Genomic DNA, 20,616 nt, shown 5'->3' with positions numbered 1-20,616 from the left:
TGCATGTTCCATCACATGCGAATAAAGTTTCTTGTACAAGCCAACATATGTATAATACTCTGGGTTTATACGCATGGCGCTGTTTAACCGTTTCAAATTAGACTGGAATTGGACCGGTAAGATCATTTTACCCTAAAAAGAACCATCTGCCTCATACAAACTTTTATGAAAAACAGACTGCCAAAAAACGGTTCGCCTCCGAAGAGACAAACCGTTAATATGTCAGCGGCATTCGAGCCTTATGTTCACGTTCGCTGTTGCGTTTATGCTTTTGTTTATGCTTTTCCCGCCAGTTGTGCAATTAGCTCATACGAGTGCAGGCGCGCCTGATGATCATAGATCATCGACGTAATAATCAGCTCATCTGCTTGGGTCTGAGCGATAAACGATTCCAGTTGACCACGCACGGTCTCCGGAGAACCGTTCACAGCTGCTTTCAGCGTCTGCTCAACACCAGCTTTCTCACGATCTGTCCATTTACCTTCCATATCGGCTGGTGGCTGCACCAATCCGGTTGTCCCACGAATAATGTTCAGGAACTGCTGCTGCATCGTCGTACCCAACCATGCAGCTTCTTCATCCGTATCCGCAACGACTGCATTTACACCCACAATAACGTGAGGCTCCTTCAAGTGATCGGATGGCTGGAAGCTGCTCCGATACGTTTCAAGTGCAATCCGGGTGTAATCCGGTGAGAAGTGGCTGGCAAAAGCAAACGGCAATCCCAGCTGGCCTGCGAGACGAGCACTGAAATCACTGGACCCGAGCAGGTAAATCGGGATATTTAACCCTTCACCGGGTACAGCTCGAACAGGCGCATGATACGATGTGGCAGAAGCATCAAAGTATGCTCTAAGCTCTGCCAGCAATTCCGGGAAATCTTCACCGCTGTTCAGATCTTTGCGTAGTGCAAGTGATGTCCGACGGTCACTACCTGGCGCACGGCCTAGCCCAAGGTCAATACGGCCTGGATACAGTGATTCCAATGTACCAAACTGCTCGGCAATGACAAGCGGCGCATGGTTAGGCAGCATGATACCACCAGAACCGAGACGAATGGTCTTCGTTCCACCCGCAAGATAACCAATGACAACCGAAGTCGCGGAAGAAGCGATGCCCGGCATGTTGTGGTGTTCCGCTACCCAGTAACGGTGATATCCCCAACGCTCTGCGTGCTGAGCAAGATCCAGACTGTTGCGAAGCGCATCCGCAGGTGTGGCACCCACGACGACAGGAGCCAAATCCAGAATGGACAATTTAACATCGTTAATATGTTTTTTGGGGGATGAAGCTGTGTTTTCGGTAGACATAATAGAAAGTTCTCCTCTGTAGGTATATTTTTATTTTTGTATATCCAGATATATAGATGTATAAGCACAAAAAAATGATGTGACAGAGCTGCTCCTCAGCCGTTTACATCCGGACGGAATACCCGCCTGCACCTGCATTCTTGCTTCCGTCTCGGCGTCCGGCTTATAGCTCGTGCTGTACGTACTCGGCAAATTGACGAATGGTTTCTTCGTTGCGGCGATAATACGTCCACTGTCCCCTGCGCTCGGAGATCAGCAACCCGGCTTTGAGCATGGTCAGCAGATAGCTGGATATGACGGATTGAGCCAGTCCGGCCTTCACCTGGATCGTACCAACACATATGCCGCTCTTTCCTGCGTCCGGATGCTGGGATAACTCCAGCGGTGGAAAGTGTTGCTCGGGGTTTTTGAGCCACAACAGAATCTGTCGACGTGTCTCGTTGGATAATGCTTTGAATATGAGTATAGGTTCCATGGGTAAGATTATACCGCCTTTCTTTCATTTTGCAAACCAAACAGGCCGATTCGACGAACGAACCGGCCTGCCAATAAATACATGTGTATACGTTTAGAATTTGGTGCTGACCGTTTCTTTTACTTGCTCCAGCATGGACTGGTAAGCCGTCGCTTCCAAATATCCGATACTGCCGAAGAACAAATGATCTACTGCTTCAATGCCTACAAAATCGAAGATACCCACATCGGAAGTCATTTTCATACTGGCAATCATGCCGATTTGATCGTAAATTTCACTTGGCGTGCCATGTGTGTTAATGATCAGTCCTTTTTTGCCTGTCAGTAATTTCTCAATGCCGGCTTCACCGGAAGCATAAGCGAAACCATATGCGAATACACGATCGACATACCCTTTCATGATTGCTGGAAGACCTGTCCACCAGATGGGATAAATAAAGGTGATGGCCTCTGCATCCGTGACATATTGCTGCTCGGTTGCGATATCCTCAGGCGTCTGTCCTGCACGCATGGACGCTCTATCCGCCGCGCTCAATACAGGCTGGAATCCAAGTGCGTACAGATCCCGTACAACGACTTCGTGCCCTTGAGTCTCAAGTGCTTCCACTGCGGTGTTCAAAATGGCGTGGTTCAAGCTGTCTGTGTGCGGGTGCGCATATACGATTAAATGTTTCATAAATAAATCCCTCCAAGTTTATATTAAATTTTGCTGCCAAATCGTGAATAATTCTCTTTATATACATAGACATCTATGTATATGAGTAAAAAAAAGGGAGTTGGAGCATTTTGCATTTTTGATCATCCGATCGTCTCGGTTTGTTGATTCATGCAAAATGCTTATGGTTTTATGGTTATAACTTGCTAACGATACTGGTCAACAAACTCTCCAGCTGATCTGCCTGATCGTCTGTCAAATGACCATATACCATCCCATTAATCTGTTGTGATACCTGTTGGAATACAGGTTCCAGTTGCCGGCCCTGTTCTGTCAAACGAATCATCGTCACTCGACTGTCTTCGGCACTCTTACTGCGTTCTACATATCCCAACTTCTCCAACTTGTTCACCAGTACTGTTACAGTTGGCTGGGTCCGATGAACTCGCTCCGCCAGTAACTTGATGGATAGTGCATCTTCACGGTACAGGAACATCAGGATATCACCGTGGGACGGAACTATCCCTGTAACATCTTGCTGCTCCAACTGCTGAACAATCCGTTTGTTAATGTGATCTCTGATTCTTGCGATCAGTGCAATTGCGTTGTAATTTGGCATGAGTTCATTATACATAGATGTCTATGTATATTCAACTCTTTTTTAACAAGGAACTCTCCCGAAGGGGATTTTTCTCTTGCCCAAGCGCTAACGAACCTACCGCACCTTCTAAGGCAAAAAATCAGGGAATTCAAAATGTAACGAACCTCAGCGCAGTTATTCATTCATAAAATGGCCCCAGAACGTAAAAATCGACCCGTTGGACGAAATAACGCCTCTGTAATTCGTTACATCTCAGACCTGTGAAAATACAAGCGAATAGCGTGTGCTCGGTTCATTAGAATAAAATAACACCAACAAAGGGCGCCTATATAATTGTTCATGAACAATTATATAGGACCGCCCCCGTTATGATTTATTTATATATAAACAGCCGATATTACATTAACTTTAATCAATCCACTGCGTGATTTTATCCAAAGGCTGACGGGATTTCTCACGTTGTGGATCTTCTGCGCGATATCCAAAGGCTGCCATTACGGAGATATCCCAAAGGCCATCTTCGAGCAAGCCCTCTTCTTCCAGAATAGAATGTACGCCCTCATAGTTAAACCCTTCAATCGGGCAGGAATCGATACCAATCAGCGCTGCTGCAGTCATCATGTTGCCGAGAACAATGTAGGTCTGTTTGGACGCCCAGTCCAATAAAGTACGGGGGTTCTCCAGCATTCGTTGGTTCTTTTGAAACTTACCGTATGCTTCACGGGTTAACTCGAATACGTCATTCGGCATGCCCTTAATTTCCTTCAGCATATACTCCGCGTAAGGTGAGTCATAACTCGCATCGGACCGTGCCAGGATAACAACAAAATGGCTTGCCGTCGCCAATTGTTTCTGAGCGCCGGAAGAGACTTCGGACAGACGTTTGCGCAAGTCCGGGTTCTGTACAATCAGAAATTTCCATGGTTCCAATCCGATCGAGCTTGGCGACAATCGTCCCGTTTCCAGAATATACTCAAAATCCTCTGCCGAAATGGTACGTGAAGCATCAAACTGTTTGGTTGCATGCCGAAAATGGTAAGCGTTCAGGACGCTTTCTTTTGTAATAGCTTTTGCCGATGATTCCATTATATCTGCACATCCTTTTCTTGTTTATGTTCATGTTCATGATTAAACCCGAATACTTAGTATTATTTTAGATGTTATAATCAAGTTATAAAAGTACGCACAATATTGTTCCTTAGTTTATAAAAGTAACTATTATTTCTAACAAGGTTTTTTCAATAATCAAGTGCATGCCCTGTTGTAACAAAAAACAAGCCGCCATGGATCTGCTGCTCCCCAAAGCGACTTACCTGTATTTCGTGTCAGAGATGATTATGATTACAACTGTTCCATGAACTCATTTTCTGAGATGACCGTAAATCCTTCTTGCCGCAGTAAGGCAGAAGTAACCCCTTCGCCCACGACTTTGTGGTTGGCAAAGTTGCCATCGTAGATCATCTGTGTACCGCAGGAAGGACTGAATTCTTTGAGCACCACACAGGTGACATCCAGTTTCTTCGCCCATTCAAGTGTCTGATAGGCTCCTTTAACGTACAAATCCGTGACGTCCTTGCCACTCTTCTCAATTACCTTGGCTGTACCTGCCAGCACATCCTTACCCGTACCGCCTATAATTTCAGCTGGCTCCCGCGGGGTGGAAAACCCTCCAAGCAGTTCCGGGCAGACCATCTTTGCCTGTTCCTGCTCTACAAGCTCCTGAATTTTTGCATCCAGACTCGCTGTTCCGTTGTAACGGCAGGCTACGCCAGCAAGACATGAACTCACCAAATATTTCATCGTTATGCTCCTTATTCTATTCTCGATCCATCTATTAATTTGATTGTACCATATGAAACCAAGGCTTAGAGGACATTTAGTGTAATCATTGTGATCCGTGCATCGTCTTCATAACGAACCTTAAAAGTACTGTAAACCTCTGTCTCTGCTGAACGGAATGTGACCATTCCAGGCGTATTTGGATCTCTTTCAAGTTTATATTTATCAAGATCGATATTGAACATTTGTTTGATTACTGGTGCTGCCTTCTGCCTGATTACACTTTCCTTCATGTTAAGTAACTTCTCAAAGTAAAGTTCATACTCTTCCCGAGTTTCAAGGTCTGGAGTCCCCCTCTGGAAATCCATTACAGTATATCCGTTGCTAAATATCCCACCAATTATACTTACTAAATACCGATCTCCAAAATACAGGTCCGTTGTATCTTCAAGCGTCTTGCCATTTTGTTCAAAAGTTATATCTTTCAAATCAGGTGCGGGCTCACCAGACAAGGCTTCAATCGACATTCTGGCTTCTGTTATTGATTCTTGTGATACAGTATCTGAACTCACACTACCAGAAACGGATACTGCTTCATCCCTCGTCCATTCGATACTGCCACTGCCCCTACTATTCTCCAAAAACACTGTTGTGAACCATACCGGTTTTTCCTGACCCTGCTTCATTTTCACATAACGTCTGGCTGAGATCGGTTTTAGCGTAGGGTCACTTTTTATCCCTTCAAGTAGTGACGGAATCTGGCGCAAATAACGATGCTCCAGCTCATTAGCTGCCATCTCCCGTCTCATCTGTACCTCACGCAGATTGCCTGTTGCTGCATCAAGCCAGATCAACGCATATTCTGCATCTCCTTCTTTTCCAGCCTCGACGGACACTCTTCCAGAGACAGGAAGGTCCTGCACTTTGGTTATGAGTAATTGTTTGCCAAGATAGTCTCGCATCGTGACAGCTACATTCTTTTTCATCTTGGGTGTGAGCAGGCTCATACCGGCATCATCCGTATATTGGAGCGCTGCGGTGGGATATACATTTTCAATTACAGGCTCCACAATCTGTCCGTTCCAGAGAATGAACCCCGCTGCCACGGCTGCAACCGCCGTGCACGCCATAACGGCTCTGCGAGAGCGAAGACGGTGTCTACGTTGATTCGACCGAACATGTCGCCCGTTAGACTCATCGTGAGCATCGCTCATTTTCTGTTCAGATCCCGATTTGAGCCAGGCTACCTGACGAAGTACGTTCTGCTTATGCTCTTCGGTAAAAGGAGACGCCGCAAACGGCTCCTTTCTGACTACTTTTTCCCATTCGTCATCGATATGTTTCATTCGCTTCGCTCCTCCCACTGTTTCCGTACTTTGGCCTTCGCCCTGGACAGTCGCGATTTGACCGTTCCCGCGCTGATGCCCAGCATTTCCGAAATTTCACCCGTCGTAAGCTCATACTTCAGATGCAGCAAAAGCAATTCCCGGAATTTGTTCGGCAAAGCCATGATGATATCCCAGATTTCATGAACGTGCTCCCTGCTAATCGCCTCGGCTTCGGCAGAGGGGTGAACAAATTTTTCGGGTTTCATCTCACCCTGGCTTGCATTAACCTGTTCCGTGTGGATTGGCAGTGTCTCTCCCCATAAACTGCTGCGAAAAAATCTGGATTTCCGGTATGTAAATGTCGTGTTCCTAGTAATAGTCAGCAGCCATGTCTTCAAGGAGCATTCTCCTCGAAAATGGGTGATCCCGGAATATGCCCGGATAAATACTTCCTGTGACAACTCATCCGCTTGCTCTGCACTTTTGGTCAGAAAGTACGCGTAGTTCCATACGTCGTTTCCGTAATCATCCATCATGCTTTTAAGTGTGTAATTGTCGATCGTCTGAGCATGTGCCAGATATTGATAGTCCAACTGATGTTCACCTCACTTAATAAGACTGCGTCCATTCGGGTTTGGTTCCCAAACGGTTTATTTCTTCTCCCTCTCCTGAAAATAAAATAAACCAGCAAGATCCACATGTGCGGAATGCGCTGGTCTATCTGCCTTAAAGCTCTAATTCTTTTCTTCTTTTCTTCCTATCTCGCAGCTGCTTATGCCTTAACCGCAGCCATCATGAGAAACATCGGTCGACGGCTCTCGGCTCGCATACCGGGAACCTGTTCCATCATCTCTGGGGATGGCTTGGACTCCGCTACCTGTTGAATGACAAACCCAGCCTGAATCAATTCATTCAGATGTGTCGCCATCGTCCGATGATATTTTACCACGTCCTGGTTCAAAAAGTTCGCTACCCGCTGCCCTTCCTCTTGATAATGATCCACAGGCCAATGCAGTATCTCACCCTGAGGTCCATAATGCCAGTCCTGCTCCGCCCGCGCCGTGAAGATGGGATGCTCCGCAGACAGGACAAACGTACCTCCTTGAACAAGACATTCATTGATTTTGGCGTATACCTGATCCAGACGCTCGATATAATGCAAGGCCAGTGAGCTGATCACCACATCAAATTGTCCGGGTGCAAAATCAATATCCTCAATCGCCGTACGCTGGTACTCGATATGAGGGTCATCCGTCATCTCGCGTGCACGCTGTAACATATTCTCGGACAAATCCACGCCAATTACAGAACGTGCACCTTGCTCACGTGCATATCGGCAGTGCCAGCCAAACCCGCACCCCAGATCAAGTACGTTCTTGTCCTTTAAGTCCGGCAGCATCGTTTGCAGTTCATGCCACTCGCCAGCAGCCTCCAGCCCTTGAGTCGAGCGGGCCATCTGGCTGTAATTGCCGAAGAATTCGGCTTCATCGTATTTATTTTGCTTCATAAACAGATTCCCTCCCGTGTCATAAAAGATGCTCCATTAACTCTACCATAGAAACGATAATCCTTCGGAAAAGTTGCCAACCAAATTCTTGGCATGTTATTATACAGAACGAACGTTCAGTATAATATAATATAGAATGAACATTCAGTATATTAACGGAGGTCATCATGAACACAAATTGGACGCATCCATTAGAAAGGCAATCTGTAGGTAAGGCATTTGTAAGCTACCTCGTGCCTTCCGTATTAGGGATGCTGGTTGTCGCTTTTAATTTTATTATCGACGGCATTATGGTTGGACACAAACTGGGGTCTACCGCGCTGGCCGGAATCGGGATTGCTTCTCCTGTCTACACGCTTTTTGTGGCCATGTCGCTATGGATTGGAATGGGCGGGGCGACCTTGTATTCAACCTACATGGGCAAGAAAGATCTCACGACAGCGAAGCAAATTTTCACCAAATCCATTACGATCATTTTGCTGATTACGATGGTCATCGGATATACCGCATATACATTCAAAGATAAACTGGTCTATGCCCTTGGTGCCAATGCCGAAACATTCCCGTTTGCTGCGGACTATATAAACATCATGTTATTGTTCGGTTTCGTCTTCACCATTGAGAATGCACTCACTATTTTTGTTCGTAACGATGGAAATCCCAATACGTCCATGTATGCTCAGATTACATTTGCAGTAGCGAATATTGTGCTCAACTATGTAACGTTATACGTGCTGGAATGGGGCGTTCGTGGCGTCGCGATTGGTACAATTGTATCAGCATCTCTGGCACTTCTTGTGTTGCTGACTCACTTTTTCAAAAAAACGAATAATCTCACCTTCACCCGATTCAAATGGAATACCAAACTGCTGGCTTCCATTGTACTCATTGGTTTCCCCAGCTTCCTGGCTGAATTGGGCATGTCCGTCTTCTCCATCGCTCACAACATTTCACTGGACCGGATTGCGGGCACGGATGGCGTAGCATCCTTTACAGTCTTAAACTATATTCATGGCGTTGTACTCCTGGCATTCCTCGGTCTGGCCTCCGCCGCCCAACCTTTGGTCAGTTATTATCACGGAGCCCAACAGACGGAACGTGAAAAACAAACTATTCGTTTAGCCTCCAGAACAGCTCTCGCATGTGGGGTCCTGCTGTTGCTTGTTGTACAATTGGGCGCACCCTATTTTGTGCAAATTTTCGGGAACTTCAGTGACAGCGTGACGGATAACGCCGTGTACGGCTTGCGAATATTTACCTTTGCATACATGTTCATGGGCATTAACTTTGTCATGAGCACATACTTCCAATCTGTTGGAAATGCCAAAATGGCCATCTGGATCACAGCTGCGCGTGAGATGATTATCATGGTTGCATTAATTGTTATCCTCCCCGCATTCTTGGGTGTTACCGGCGTATGGCTTGCCGTTCCGCTATCCGAAATGGTGGTGCTAGTGACTATCGGTATGTACTATAAAAAAAGATCCATCTCCGAACGGATAAATGGTTTAACGATTGAATAAACGTACTAACCAATCAAAGACCCGCCTGATCCCCAAGGATCGGCAGGTCTTTGATTTGGGATTATATTCGGATATCAAACTGGACTTGCGTGACTCAAGCTTCCGATTGCTTCTGCTTCAAAGACTGCCGAAAGATTCATACCCTTACTTGGACAAGCCATATGCTTTTCGGATCAGCGAGAAGTACTCATCCGCTTTCACAACCTGGAATTCTGCTCCAAGAGATTCCGTGATCGCCAGCACATCCGATGGTGTCATGCTCCATGCGTTGATGCCAACCGAGATAAACGTTGGAGAGCTGCCATCCCAATCGGACTTGGTAGTATTCAAGATATTTTTACCATCCTGCACGGTTGAGATGCCTCGCAGAATGGAGACCGGAAGGCTGCCATTCATGATCTGAACATTGGCTTTGTCCTCGCCTGCGAGGAACAGGCCTGGAAGTTTATAGTTCTTCTCGTACGCAGCTGCAATCGAATCACTCAGCGGAACGTCTTTTCCAAGTTCACGATTGAGTACAAAAGGGTACGACATGTTTGTTTTCTTCAGATAAGAGAAGGTTTGTTTCAGATACTCCGGGAATGTACCTGTTGGCCAGACATTTGGATTGAAGTAACCCACTCCGGATGGGCCTGCAACAAGCTGATCATTTGGTGTCGCGGTTGAACGGTAATAGTTTAGGATGGCAGGAGCTGCATCATAGAGTAACGGACTAGAAGTCCAGTTGATAGGCACTTTACCCCGAGCGGGATCAGCCCACAGGTTGCGCATATGATTCTGATCGTATTGCATGTTGTCACCTTCGCCAAAGGTATAAGTTACATAGATTTTGTTCTCCAGCTTGGATTTTACCGGTTTGGGAGCAGGCTGTTGTTTTACGTTTGTTCCTGAAAATACGGTCATGTTATGGAACCAGTCGGAAGGAACAACATAGACACCATGACGAGATGTGAGTTCTATGCCAGCAACTTCGCCTTCAAAATCATTGTCGAACCAACCCAGATAAGGTGTCCCTGGCTTTACATCAGACAGAATCTTCTCAAATAGCGCCTTTTCCTCTGGCACACTGGTAGACAACCAGAACACCATGGCTTTGTTCGCTACGGCATAATCGCGGAGATAGCCATAAGGTTCCTTTTCTTCAGACGAGAGTGGTTGAACATTGCTCGCAGATACCTTGTATTGGTTCCACATCTCGATCGATACGGTTAGTTGCTTTGTGTCCGCTGCAGGCTTAAATTCGTATACAAAGTAGTTTCCATTATCCGCGAAGCGGTGATCGCTTCCAGGCAAAAATTTGGAGTTATGTCGGTCATAGAGAAACGCTTCTTCCTCAGAAGAACCCGTTTTGAAATCCGCAATAATCTGTCCATCTGCTTTCACCGTCACTTGATGAACGGCAGGCCCCCAGCCATCCTGAGGAAAGGCATCATTAAAGCGGAGGTAGACCGCTTCTTTTCCCAAATAGGATGACAAGTCATAGTCGTAGGTCTTCCTGTTGCTTGCATCACGAATCTGTTCCTTCTCGACTCCAACCGTTTGGAATGAATCAAAATTTCCGGACGGAATCGGGATGGAGGTGTCTGGACTCAATCCAACCAACATTCGTTGAGTGGTCTGGCTCCAGAGATGCTCATACTGCCAGTTGTATGCATCCATACGATTCTTGAACTTGCCCTGCAAGTCTTCGATTACCGACAGGTGATACGGTGCAGCAGTCAATTGTTGAGCCAGTTCAGGACTGGCAACAACAGCATTTTTGAGTCCGGCAAGTGTCGTTGCCACATTAATGGAGTCCGGCAGCTGCGGATCATATACAATAATACCTTTGATCTCTTTCGCATATTTCTTGAGAACATCCATTACGTTGTCATGCTGCTTATATGGGACGTTCAAGTCCTGCAGCCAAGGGTCCACTTTATTCTGTTGTATATAAATTCGTGGTTTTTCCCGATTGATAACTCCTTCAAGCGTCGTCAAAAGCAATTTGATATCGCCAGATTCCTCATTTACATTCGCCACATCCAAACGTTCTACTTTATTGAAAGTTGGAAGCGCTTGATTTTGGGGCCACTTCAAAGAGTTTGTATGCTTCAACTCATCTGTGGCAGCAAATGCGCTAGCCGATAACACGGTTGTACAGACCAGGGCAACACACAAAACAGTTAATTTACGAATCATAATGTTCATATCTCCTTTTAGAGGTTGTTCAAAAAGTCAACTTTTGATCACGAGGTAACTCGAGAAGCGGATTCGACATCGAATCTTGAATTCAGCCGGGCCTATAGCATATGCTTCCGAAGTATGTTTCCTACGGAAACATTTCAGTTGCTCACGTAGGTTCGCAAGCACATGCTTCCGAAGCCGTTTTCTCCAAAAACGTGTAGCTCCGCTACTCCGTCCCTAACTTTATCCAACTCCAGCGTTTTGAAAAAACGCACTTCGGAAGCATAAGCTTCGGTGCTGAAAACCTGACTTTTTGAACACGCATTTTTAATGTTTTTTTATGATTTGTTGTGATGTTGTGTCTGTGATGTTCTTCGCGTTCGTCGGATTAACCTCACCTGTCCATTAATTCCTGATGTCAACGCTGACTTTACATACAAATTCTCCAGTGTATTTGCGGCATGTAAGTTCATTTCATTCAATCCTTCTTGAATATATGGCGTTATGTTCCATTGGTAAGGCGGCCATAAACGAATACCTGCTTCAATATCATTCACATATAGGCTTGCTGTCTCCCTTATATCTTCGGCTACCAGCCATAGCTCCTCATTTGCAGCTAAGTTTACGTTAGACAGATCCACCTGCTGCGAGTAGACACCCGTACCTGAATAATAAGGATAGCCAGCAGTATTCCAACTTCCACCCCATTGTTTCACATCGGTATTTAACGTCATATCGTTTTCTATCGCGAACGGACCAATCAGAAATGCTGGGAATGAAATAGCAGGCATCGGCTCCAATAACGAAACCGTCAGAATCTCCAACTCATTCTCGCCAGCCAACAAATGTGGAGTGATATCTACACTGTCATAATCACCATCCTGCCACGAAGAGCGTCTTAACGCTTCCTGACGTACCCCATTGACGAATATTTCAAGATTACGCCTACGCTGCAAAAATCCGATATGGGATGGAATTATCTGATCTACATCATCCAGAAGCAATTCCATCCTGCCCCATGATTCTTCTCCTGCCTTACCGGAACGATCCGAACCACGCCGGGATTGAAGCCGTTCAATCAATTTTGCCGTCATTTCAAACGTCGTGCGATACGTATTTACTTGCCCGGGCATGGTCGCGTTCATCCTGGAATGTCGGTCATTCAACGTAACATGCCATTGATCTAGCAGAAGAACGTTGGGGCCTGCGGTCCTGAACCCCCACTGCTCATCCAGAATAACCTCTACCACATTCGTGGAAAAAGATTTATCTCCCAGGCACGCTTGCTCTGTATACTCCGCATGATCCGTACGTTCTTGCGGAAAAGAGGAGCTCTCTTGAGGACTTACCGACAGCACACGCAGCTCTCCGGGTACGAATGAAAGGAACGATTCAGCGTCAATGCTGCATACTCTTCCATTCTCCAACTCCCACTCTTCCAAGTAACCTTTCTTTTCATCGCAGATGGGCCTAATGGTCACGGAGTGCTCTGACCAATTCATCAGCCATACATACACCAGATTTCCAATCCTGCGTTCGACGATAATCAAATCGTCAGACTGACCTGCAATCCAATCCCATCGTATTACCGGTGGTTCTCTGATCAACTCCCCTAATTGAATACAAAACGCTTCGAGTTGATCCAGACGCTGACTCTGACCGCCTTGATGAACAGCCTCATCCATGGAGTAAAACAGACTGTGCCCCTTGCCAACAGCAACTAATTTTCCGTGCTGAGGATCGGAACCAAACAGCTCCTGGATATCCTTCAGCAGCGCTGGGTCTTGCCGCAAGGATTCACTATGCTGCGGAATTGTACCTATCACAATTAACGTTCCGCCCTGCTTAACAAAGGATACAAGCCTGGTTGCGATGTCCCTTGACATCACCTCAATCTCCGGCATAATGACCATCGAATAGCCATGACCATCTCCATCAAATTGCAAGCCCTCTCCTTCAACAAGGAGCGCATCGCGAAGCTGGCATTCATCCACATAGTCGTAGTCGATAGATGATCGCAGCAAGCGATCCGACAAAAGCGAGAACAGCACATCTGATGAAGGATGCATATCCGCTTCGCCTGATGTGAACATGTTTTCATATACCGTATGGAGAGGCGATAACAGCAGAACTTCCGGCGTTCGTTTTCCTTTTGCTCCAAGCAGACTCAATCGCCCTATATAATCGGCAAAAGCACGATAATGCAGCCAATGGGGTGCATGTTTGAATTCAGTCGGTGGAAAGTCGGTCTTCCGATACCCGGCAAACGAATAATAGAATGCATGCGGAATAAACAGATTAACTCCCAAAAAGGCCATAAAATTGGCATCAAGTCGCCGCTGGCGCATGGAATAACCATGACCACTTGCACCAAAGGCTTCACAGATCACTCGTTCCTTCCTGTTCAGCTGCGCGACAGAAGCCGCCGTCTTGACGGACACAATGCGATGCGGATTCGCCTTTGACCCGATGCCGGGAGTGAGATAATCCACGCCTGCATAGTGGAATTGCTGCAATACCCGGGTCTGATTGCCCTGAGATCGAGCCTGCCCCCAGACAGGCTCCTCCAGCGTATGACCGATATAGAGCAGACCGGATTGTTCACACCATGAACGAATCGCGGCATGATATCCCTCCACATACCAACGGGTGATCGTATCATAATATTGCTGCCTTGTGGATCGGCTGCCGTCTGCCACTCGATACAACAATGCGCCTAACCGCGGGATTAGATCATACCCATTCTCTTGCTGATATCGTTCGGCCATCCCCTCAGTCCAAGCGAAGACGAGCCCAGGCAAAGTAGCCTCCACATCATGAACAGCGGTTCGGATTGCCTCCACGCCGAAGAAACCATCATGAATCATAAGCCCCGGCTCGTCTGTAAACACCCCTTGGATGGTTGAGCCGTAATATGGCTTTAATGCAAGAAACGGTTCATAAGACATCTGAATGAAAGACTGAACCGCTTTCGGGTTCAATGTATCCAGATAATACCCTTGAGCAAAGGTGATTCCTTCGGCAATTTCACAAGACCAGCAGGCGAGCACGATATAAGAATCATCGACATGATTCGGCGTCCACTCCCGCCCCCAATAATGTGTGATATCTTCCGATTCATCATGAAGCAGCCACTCTCCGTCGCAATTAATCGCGCGATAGGCCAGAATGGCGATCAGCTCATTGTGATCGCAGGAGGCAAAGTCCAGCTTCATGCCTTCCTGCGATGTACCTTGCAAATACCGTTTTTCCTCTATTCTCAAATAACGCATGCGATATTCCGGGTGCTCCCGTGTCAGTTTTCCACCCAATGTTCCGCTCGGCCAATTCTCCTCATCGTACAGCCAAACAACCATATTTCGTTTCGCGCATTCTGCTGTGCAGAACTCCAGCACTTCCATGAATTCCGGCGAAAGATATGGCATTTGCATCCCATGCCGAGCATGCAGAACCACGCCACCAACTCCCGCTTCAAACATGGATTGAATCTGGCTCTCCAGTTCCGTCTTCTCCAGCTCATGATTCAGAAACCAAAAAGGCTGTGGACGATATGTTTCATCCGGATTCGCAAATTGCTGTTTGAGTTGTATGGAAAGGTTACAGATTTCTTCTGCGTCTGCCTTCATACTCACCACCTGCCTAACACCCATTAGTCTGTAGACTGCTGCATGAGTAATTGGATAAAGAAGCCGCCGACCACAGAACGATTCTGAAAATTCATCTGCTTAGCGGTGATCGTGTCATACCAATCCGTTACAGGAACACGAGACGAAGTTTCATTCATGAAATCCCACAGCGGTGAAATGAAAGACTCAAACTGCGCTTTCGTTGAACTCATGGAGGCACACCATACCATCCAATCGGATTTGGTATACGTTTCACGGCTATCCAGCGGCAGGCCATAGCGGTTTTGTTTGTGCATGTAATATTCAAGTTCTTTGGCGGCGATCTCTTTCGGGAACAGGTGCAGGTCGAGCAGATGATCCCAGACCAGATTGTACTTCATGCTCCATGAATCGGTTGGACTATCAAACGTCAGCTTATAATGGTCCCCGGCATCTGCCATGGACACCCACTCCTGAGCCATGTTCCGAGCTTCCTCAAGGTACTTCGCCCCTTCCTGCAAACCGAGCTTTTCACACAGGTAGGAATACGCAGCAATACCCAATATGGCCTTGATCGATAAATTGGTATTGTGCGCCAAATGTCCCGCAAAGTCATCTGTGCACAGCTGGTTTACAGGATCAAGTCCATTTTGCAGCAAATAGTCTGCCCATCTCGTAAGAGGTTCCCAATGACTCCGGGCAAAATCGATGTTCCCCTCATACTTGCTGACCGCAGCAGCCATCAAGAGCATATTTCCGCATTCCTCAATCGGCATCTGGTATTCCAGCTTGTTCTCACCGTACACCTGACCGTTTGCCCTAGGGTATGTTCCTACATCATGAGGTGCAAAATCAAACGTCCAATCATGGCTCATCGCATACTTGTAAATCGGACGCATCATGCCCTTGATCAGTTCAGGGTTGTACCTGAGGAAAAGTGGGATCGAAGGGTAGCTGACATCCACCGTAGCGATACATCCATTGCTGAAATTCTCTTTGGAGAAAAATAGAACATTCCCCTCCTCATCGGCAACCAGCTTATGCGCTGCAATCGCCTGTCTGTAGGTTAGCGCCACAATATCCCGGTATTTCTCACCGCCTGCGCCCTGACTCTCTGCCATGAGTTCAAGATTAAAGCTGTCACAGCGCTGCTGAATCTCTTCGTATTGTTGAGCTGCCAGTAACAGCATTTCATGAAACGTTAATCCATTTCTTTTCCAATACGCAGTCAGCGGTTGTTGAAAATATTCAATCGCATGAATATCGTCATACGCAAGCATGAGATATTCGGATATCGGTTCTTCCTGGACAGCCCCCAGATCGAACTCGGCTGCCATAACCGGCATGTTGTCCAATACAGCTCGCGGCTGGTACTGATCATCTTCTGTCGGCAATTGACGAGTGCGTACATACTGTTCGCGGCCTGTCACTGAGTGAATGGCCGTCTGGATATGAGAGGATTGAGGAACAGCGAGAACCATATATCCCCAATCGATTCGTGTATCATCACCGGCAAGTTTCAATACGGGCTGATCCACAGTACCCATGGACATGGCATTCCATTGTTCCTCAATGACATGGCGTTCCCAGGTTACGTGCTGATCGGTTGTGTTTACACACCATTCGCCTGTTACATCGACGTAAATTTTGACTTGGTGGGATGCCCCATCGATCGATTTGACCTGAAAATTCAAATACGTCACCGGCCTGGATAACAGGTCCAAATCATCCAGCAATAAAGGTGTGGTGAACTGAACATTAAGCTCTATTCCTTCGCCTTGAAAGGTATATCGAGTCGTTACGGGCTGGACAGTCAGGTTGGTCTGCACCAGCACTTCAGGTTCCTGGACAGCTGTACGCTCTTCCGATCCCACTTTCCCCATAAATCGTCGAAGCTTTCCATCGATCACCGCCAAGCCCACCATGCCATTCGTTTTGTTCGTCCAATGCCGGGTATGATCTTCATACAGATGGTCTGCGGCCGACCATACGCTAAAGTAAGGGTCCACGGTGACAAGAGGTACGGAAGGTGGTCTGAAACGGGTGGTCATATCCTTACAACTCCTTCGTGTAAAAGTCAGAATCAAGAATAACAATGGCCGTCATCAGTTTGGCATCTGAACGGTAACTACGTCTTTTCCTTTCAAATTTTCGTTCGTAAACTGCATGGCTTGATCATATCCGGTCTTTCGAAGCTGCTCGCGAAGCTCGTTGATAATGCCCAACGCCGCTTCATCCGATTTCGCAAAGATTGCTTCCTTCCAGGCATCACCCATCCGGTCCATGGAAGGCTTCAGCATCTCCCATTCCGGTGCTTTGGTCATCACATCGCCCGGGTTATAGGCTGTAATGACATGAATGCCATGAGGACGCAGAATTTTTCTGGCTCGTTCCATGGCATCAAGCCGTTTCTGATCGGCCCAGATATCTCCGCCTGCGACCGAATTGATTCGATCAGGCCCCGTGATGGATTCCAGACCAATGGAGATGCCTTCGTTCTTGCGAACTTTACCCGATTGATCTGCCGTAAATTTATCGAACCACTCCTTATTGGCAACAGGTTTACCCTCCTTCATATCCCAATGAACGCCCTGCACTCCGTATCTTGCCAGCATAAATCCTTCATCGGAAGCCATGTAATCGAGGAACTTCAGCGCCGCATCTACACATGCGCCCTTGCAGTTTTTGGTGATCGCTGTTACGTTGTTGCCCTGAATGCCCAGATCCGCAGGGCGATTCGGTTCAACATCTGCACGCTCCAAAGGGCCGATCGGGATATAATCGCTTCCAGGGTGTGAAGTAACATATTCTTTGGAGGCATCCAGAATGGCCGGATAGTGTGCGGCCAGAATGGCGATGCGGCCCTGATTGATTTTCTCCTTGGCGATCGGGTCAGTCTGGGTGAATGCTTCCGGGTCCATTAACCCTTCTTCAACCAGTTTCCGATAGAACAGGGTGTATTCTTCATAACCTTTGGTGAAAAAGTTATGCTCTACCGTTCCGTCACCTTTGTCAACATAACTGCCACCCGAATTGAACATGGTATTGCCGATGCCGACGGACCAGCCGTTGCTGAAGCCACCCAGTGGAAAGACCGGCTGCCCGTTCTCTTGCAGATTGGCATCCTTGATTGCTTTGAGGAAGTTATAGAATTCCTCCTTCGTTACGACCGATTGAGGGTCTATACCCACCTTATCCGCGATATCCTTGCGAACATAGAAGCCGTACAGCCAATCCATGCCATCTTCATTCTGGGCAGGCTGGTTTTGCAGGAGTAGATATTTTTTGCCGTCATAGGCATTAATCGCTTTTTCGTAGAGCGCTGGGGGTACATTTTCTTCAGCAATGGATTTCGCGAGGTTAGGATAGTCCCCCAATTTGTCGGAAATATCGACGAGCTGCCCTTCTTTGGCCGCCTTGATAATGCCATCCAGCTCACCTCCCCATGCGGGTCCGGTATAGATATCCGGCAGATCCTGCGTGGCAAATATCTGGTTTACCTTCTCGGTCTCACTGCCTTTGGTATACTCCCAATCCAGCGTGACGCCAGTCTTCTCCTTGATGACTTCTTCCACAGGCGTTATTCCGTTATCCGAACCACCCGAACCGTTCCAGTTGTGCAATATTTTGAGCTTGTATGAACCATCAGCTGCTTCTCCGCTATTCCCGTTTCCTGATGAATCCGTGCATCCGCTCAACGATCCTCCAACCAAGATGGACACGAGTAATACGGATACGCCTTTCGACCAAATTCGGTTCAAACCAATCGCCTCCTGAAATATGATTATGAATGATCTGGGTCAAGCCTGGTAAAACTCAGCAAATTCCGGGTCAGGATCACCTAACCTTTCACCGAACCGATCATCACTCCTTTTACGAAATATCGTTGCAGGAACGGGTAGATGCACAGGATCGGGAAGACCGTGATGACAAGCAGAGCCATACGCAGGGATTCGGGTGTCGCACCCGCTCCGCCTGAACCGCCAATCGTCTGCCCGCCCTGTTGTGCTGCGCGCTGCATCGAATTGGACAGCGACTCCGCTTCGGTCAGCATCTCCTGCAAGAGGGTTTGCACCGGAATCAGATCCTTGTTGGATACATAGTAGGCACCCGAGAACCAGTCATTCCAGTGGGCGACCCCAATGAAGAGGGAGATCGTTGCCAGTACGGGTCCCGAGAGAGGCAGAATGATGCGAATGAAGATTTGAAAATCCCCATACCCGTCAATGTGGGCTGATTCCTCCAGCTCTTCCGGAATTCCTTGCAGAAAGGTCCGGATAATGATGATATGCATGAAGTTGAATAACAGCGGCAAGACGTACACCCAGAAGGTATTGATCAGATGCAGCTTCTGAAGCGTAATGAAGAACGGGATGAATCCGGCACTGAAAATCGTAGGCAAAAAGATGTAAAAGGTGAAAAATGAACGGCCCGGCAATGATTTCTTCGAGAGCGCGTAAGCCATCAGTGTACACAGAATCACATGAAGGAACGTACCCAGCACGGTGCGCATGATGGTGATCTGGTACGCCTTCCAGATGCGTGCGTTATCAAATACCTGGGCATAGTTCTCCAGTGTAAATTGTCGTGGAAGGAAATAGATCGCGCCCTGCATGGAATCCTTGCCGTCATTCAGCGAGTACGCCAGGATGTAAATAAACGGGTAGATCATGGAGAATCCAACCAAAGCGAGAATGGTATAGTTTATAACTGAAAATAAGGACCATTTGCGTGTCATCACATCACCTCCTTAGAACAGGGATACATCACTGACTTTGCGGGCAATCCGGTTGACCGTTAGTACCAAAATCAGCCCAATCACACTCTGGAACAGCCCCACAGCTGCCGCGTAACTCAGACGCCCTTCCCGGATACCCGAGTTAATGGCGTGCACGTCGAGTACACTGCCCATGCCAGCGGTCGCAGGTCCATTCAGGAGAAGCAGCTGCTCATAACCCGCGCTCATCAAGTTACCCACTGCGAGAATAAATAATATAATGGCGACATTACGGATACCCGGCAGGGTCACATGCCACATCTGTTGGAAACGCCCTGCACCATCGATCTTGGCAGCTTCATATTGCTGCTGGTCAATTCCGGCAATGGCAGCCATGAATATGATGGAGTTCCAGCCGATGTTCTTCCAAATATCCGATCCAACAATCATCTGATAGAACCAGGTGGGATTGTTCAGGAATTGGATTGGATCAGTTCCGAACGACCCCAGCAAATCATTCACTGGCCCGCCGTATGGCGTGAGCAATCTCTGCATCAGGGTGACAACCACAATCCAGGATACAAAATAGGGTAAATAGGAAAGTGTCTGAACGGTTTTCTTGAACCTGATCATGCGTATTTCGTTTAAAAGAATGGCGAGAATGATTGGCATCGGAAAGCCGATTAACAGCTTCATGAGACTGATGATCACCGTGTTGCGGATGATATCACCAGATTGATAGTAGTTAAAGAACTGTTGAAAGTACTTGAAACCTGCCCAAGGGCTTCCGGTAAAACCGCCAACGAAGGTATAGTCCCTGAAGGCAACCTGAATTCCATATAAGGGAACATAGGAGAATAAGAAAAACCAGATGATGCCAGGTAACATGAACAAGTAAAAGAGCTTATGCTTCCAGATTCGCTTCATTAACACACTGTTCTTAATCACATT

The 20,616-nt window shown here is 47.2% G+C and carries 16 protein-coding genes; 1 reads left to right on the top strand and 15 read right to left on the bottom strand.

Features of this window, described 5'->3' with window-relative positions; all coding sequences use genetic code 11:
- Positions 1-275 precede the first annotated feature (275 nt).
- From ACFTRD_RS26005 to ACFTRD_RS25965, 9 genes are all read right to left on the bottom strand, one after another.
- Positions 276-1,310, bottom strand: a complete 1,035-nt coding sequence (locus ACFTRD_RS26005; RefSeq protein WP_192263040.1) for an LLM class flavin-dependent oxidoreductase — start codon at positions 1,308-1,310, stop codon at positions 276-278.
- A gap of 163 nt (positions 1,311-1,473) precedes the next feature.
- Positions 1,474-1,785 (bottom strand): ArsR/SmtB family transcription factor, encoded by a 312-nt coding sequence (locus tag ACFTRD_RS26000; RefSeq protein ID WP_063567799.1) that lies wholly within the window; start codon positions 1,783-1,785, stop codon positions 1,474-1,476.
- 93 nt (positions 1,786-1,878) lie between these two features.
- Positions 1,879-2,460, bottom strand: coding sequence for an NAD(P)H-dependent oxidoreductase (locus ACFTRD_RS25995; protein ID WP_379385074.1), 582 nt, complete (start codon positions 2,458-2,460; stop codon positions 1,879-1,881).
- A gap of 175 nt (positions 2,461-2,635) precedes the next feature.
- A complete protein-coding gene (locus tag ACFTRD_RS25990) occupies positions 2,636-3,058 on the bottom strand; it encodes a MarR family winged helix-turn-helix transcriptional regulator (protein WP_379385072.1) in 423 nt (140 codons plus the stop codon).
- Positions 3,059-3,448: 390 nt separating this feature from the next.
- Positions 3,449-4,126, bottom strand: a complete 678-nt coding sequence (locus tag ACFTRD_RS25985) for an NAD(P)H-dependent oxidoreductase (protein ID WP_379385070.1) — start codon at positions 4,124-4,126, stop codon at positions 3,449-3,451.
- A gap of 255 nt (positions 4,127-4,381) precedes the next feature.
- The gene (locus ACFTRD_RS25980) at positions 4,382-4,840 is read right to left on the bottom strand and encodes a 2-thiouracil desulfurase family protein (protein ID WP_379385068.1); all 459 of its coding nucleotides are present in this window, start codon (positions 4,838-4,840) and stop codon (positions 4,382-4,384) included.
- 65 nt (positions 4,841-4,905) lie between these two features.
- Entirely contained in the window at positions 4,906-6,165 is a 1,260-nt protein-coding gene (locus ACFTRD_RS25975) for a hypothetical protein (protein WP_379385066.1), read from the bottom strand.
- Entirely contained in the window at positions 6,162-6,740 is a 579-nt protein-coding gene (locus tag ACFTRD_RS25970) for an RNA polymerase sigma factor (protein WP_379385064.1), read from the bottom strand. Before ACFTRD_RS25970 ends, ACFTRD_RS25975 begins: the two co-directional genes overlap by 4 nt.
- A 179-nt stretch (positions 6,741-6,919) precedes the next feature.
- Complete coding sequence (locus ACFTRD_RS25965) at positions 6,920-7,654, bottom strand: class I SAM-dependent methyltransferase (RefSeq protein WP_379385062.1); 735 nt, start codon at positions 7,652-7,654, stop codon at positions 6,920-6,922.
- A 167-nt stretch (positions 7,655-7,821) separates the two neighbouring features.
- Here ACFTRD_RS25965 and ACFTRD_RS25960 point away from each other — a divergent pair, with 167 nt between their 5' ends.
- Positions 7,822-9,177 (top strand): MATE family efflux transporter, encoded by a 1,356-nt coding sequence (locus ACFTRD_RS25960; RefSeq protein ID WP_379385060.1) that lies wholly within the window; start codon positions 7,822-7,824, stop codon positions 9,175-9,177.
- 144 nt (positions 9,178-9,321) lie between these two features.
- On the opposite strand, the gene ACFTRD_RS25955 is transcribed toward ACFTRD_RS25960, so the two are convergent.
- The 6 genes from ACFTRD_RS25955 to ACFTRD_RS25930 all read right to left on the bottom strand — a co-directional run bounded on the left by ACFTRD_RS25955 (position 9,322) and on the right by ACFTRD_RS25930 (position 20,613).
- Positions 9,322-11,358, bottom strand: a complete 2,037-nt coding sequence (locus ACFTRD_RS25955; protein ID WP_379385058.1) for a GxGYxYP domain-containing protein — start codon at positions 11,356-11,358, stop codon at positions 9,322-9,324.
- 323 nt (positions 11,359-11,681) lie between these two features.
- On the bottom strand, positions 11,682-14,969 hold the full coding sequence (locus ACFTRD_RS25950; protein WP_379385056.1) for a glycosyl hydrolase: 3,288 nt from the start codon (positions 14,967-14,969) through the stop codon (positions 11,682-11,684).
- Positions 14,970-14,992: 23 nt separating this feature from the next.
- Positions 14,993-16,999 carry a glutaminase family protein gene (locus ACFTRD_RS25945; RefSeq protein ID WP_379385054.1) on the bottom strand — a complete coding sequence of 669 codons (2,007 nt, stop codon included), beginning with the start codon at positions 16,997-16,999 and terminating at the stop codon, positions 14,993-14,995.
- Positions 17,000-17,053: 54 nt separating this feature from the next.
- A complete protein-coding gene (locus tag ACFTRD_RS25940) occupies positions 17,054-18,709 on the bottom strand; it encodes an extracellular solute-binding protein (protein ID WP_379385052.1) in 1,656 nt (551 codons plus the stop codon).
- A gap of 80 nt (positions 18,710-18,789) precedes the next feature.
- Positions 18,790-19,686 (bottom strand): carbohydrate ABC transporter permease, encoded by an 897-nt coding sequence (locus tag ACFTRD_RS25935; RefSeq protein ID WP_192263016.1) that lies wholly within the window; start codon positions 19,684-19,686, stop codon positions 18,790-18,792.
- A 12-nt stretch (positions 19,687-19,698) separates the two neighbouring features.
- A complete protein-coding gene (locus ACFTRD_RS25930; RefSeq protein WP_240661880.1) occupies positions 19,699-20,613 on the bottom strand; it encodes an ABC transporter permease in 915 nt (304 codons plus the stop codon).
- Positions 20,614-20,616: the final 3 nt, after the last annotated feature.

It is taken from the genome of Paenibacillus sp. NPDC056933 (assembly GCF_042674385.1).
Classification (GTDB): Bacteria; Bacillota; Bacilli; order Paenibacillales; family Paenibacillaceae; genus Paenibacillus.
Note: the sequence above shows the minus strand (reverse complement) of the source record. Positions and strands in the feature narration are given on the sequence as shown.

Excerpts from the sequence above, each read along its gene's own strand:
- ACFTRD_RS25935 (WP_192263016.1), bottom strand. The coding sequence starts at position 19,686 with ATGACACGCAAATGGTCCTTATTTTCAGTTATAAACTATACCATTCTC.
- ACFTRD_RS25965 (WP_379385062.1), bottom strand. The coding sequence starts at position 7,654 with ATGAAGCAAAATAAATACGATGAAGCCGAATTCTTCGGCAATTACAGC.
- ACFTRD_RS25960 (WP_379385060.1), top strand. The coding sequence starts at position 7,822 with ATGAACACAAATTGGACGCATCCATTAGAAAGGCAATCTGTAGGTAAG.
- ACFTRD_RS26000 (WP_063567799.1), bottom strand. The coding sequence starts at position 1,785 with ATGGAACCTATACTCATATTCAAAGCATTATCCAACGAGACACGTCGA.
- ACFTRD_RS25980 (WP_379385068.1), bottom strand. The coding sequence starts at position 4,840 with ATGAAATATTTGGTGAGTTCATGTCTTGCTGGCGTAGCCTGCCGTTAC.
- ACFTRD_RS25950 (WP_379385056.1), bottom strand. The coding sequence starts at position 14,969 with ATGAAGGCAGACGCAGAAGAAATCTGTAACCTTTCCATACAACTCAAA.
- ACFTRD_RS25990 (WP_379385072.1), bottom strand. The coding sequence starts at position 3,058 with ATGCCAAATTACAACGCAATTGCACTGATCGCAAGAATCAGAGATCAC.
- ACFTRD_RS25955 (WP_379385058.1), bottom strand. The coding sequence starts at position 11,358 with ATGATTCGTAAATTAACTGTTTTGTGTGTTGCCCTGGTCTGTACAACC.
- ACFTRD_RS25975 (WP_379385066.1), bottom strand. The coding sequence starts at position 6,165 with ATGAAACATATCGATGACGAATGGGAAAAAGTAGTCAGAAAGGAGCCG.
- ACFTRD_RS26005 (WP_192263040.1), bottom strand. The coding sequence starts at position 1,310 with ATGTCTACCGAAAACACAGCTTCATCCCCCAAAAAACATATTAACGAT.
- ACFTRD_RS25985 (WP_379385070.1), bottom strand. The coding sequence starts at position 4,126 with ATGGAATCATCGGCAAAAGCTATTACAAAAGAAAGCGTCCTGAACGCT.
- ACFTRD_RS25945 (WP_379385054.1), bottom strand. The coding sequence starts at position 16,999 with ATGACCACCCGTTTCAGACCACCTTCCGTACCTCTTGTCACCGTGGAC.
- ACFTRD_RS25995 (WP_379385074.1), bottom strand. The coding sequence starts at position 2,460 with ATGAAACATTTAATCGTATATGCGCACCCGCACACAGACAGCTTGAAC.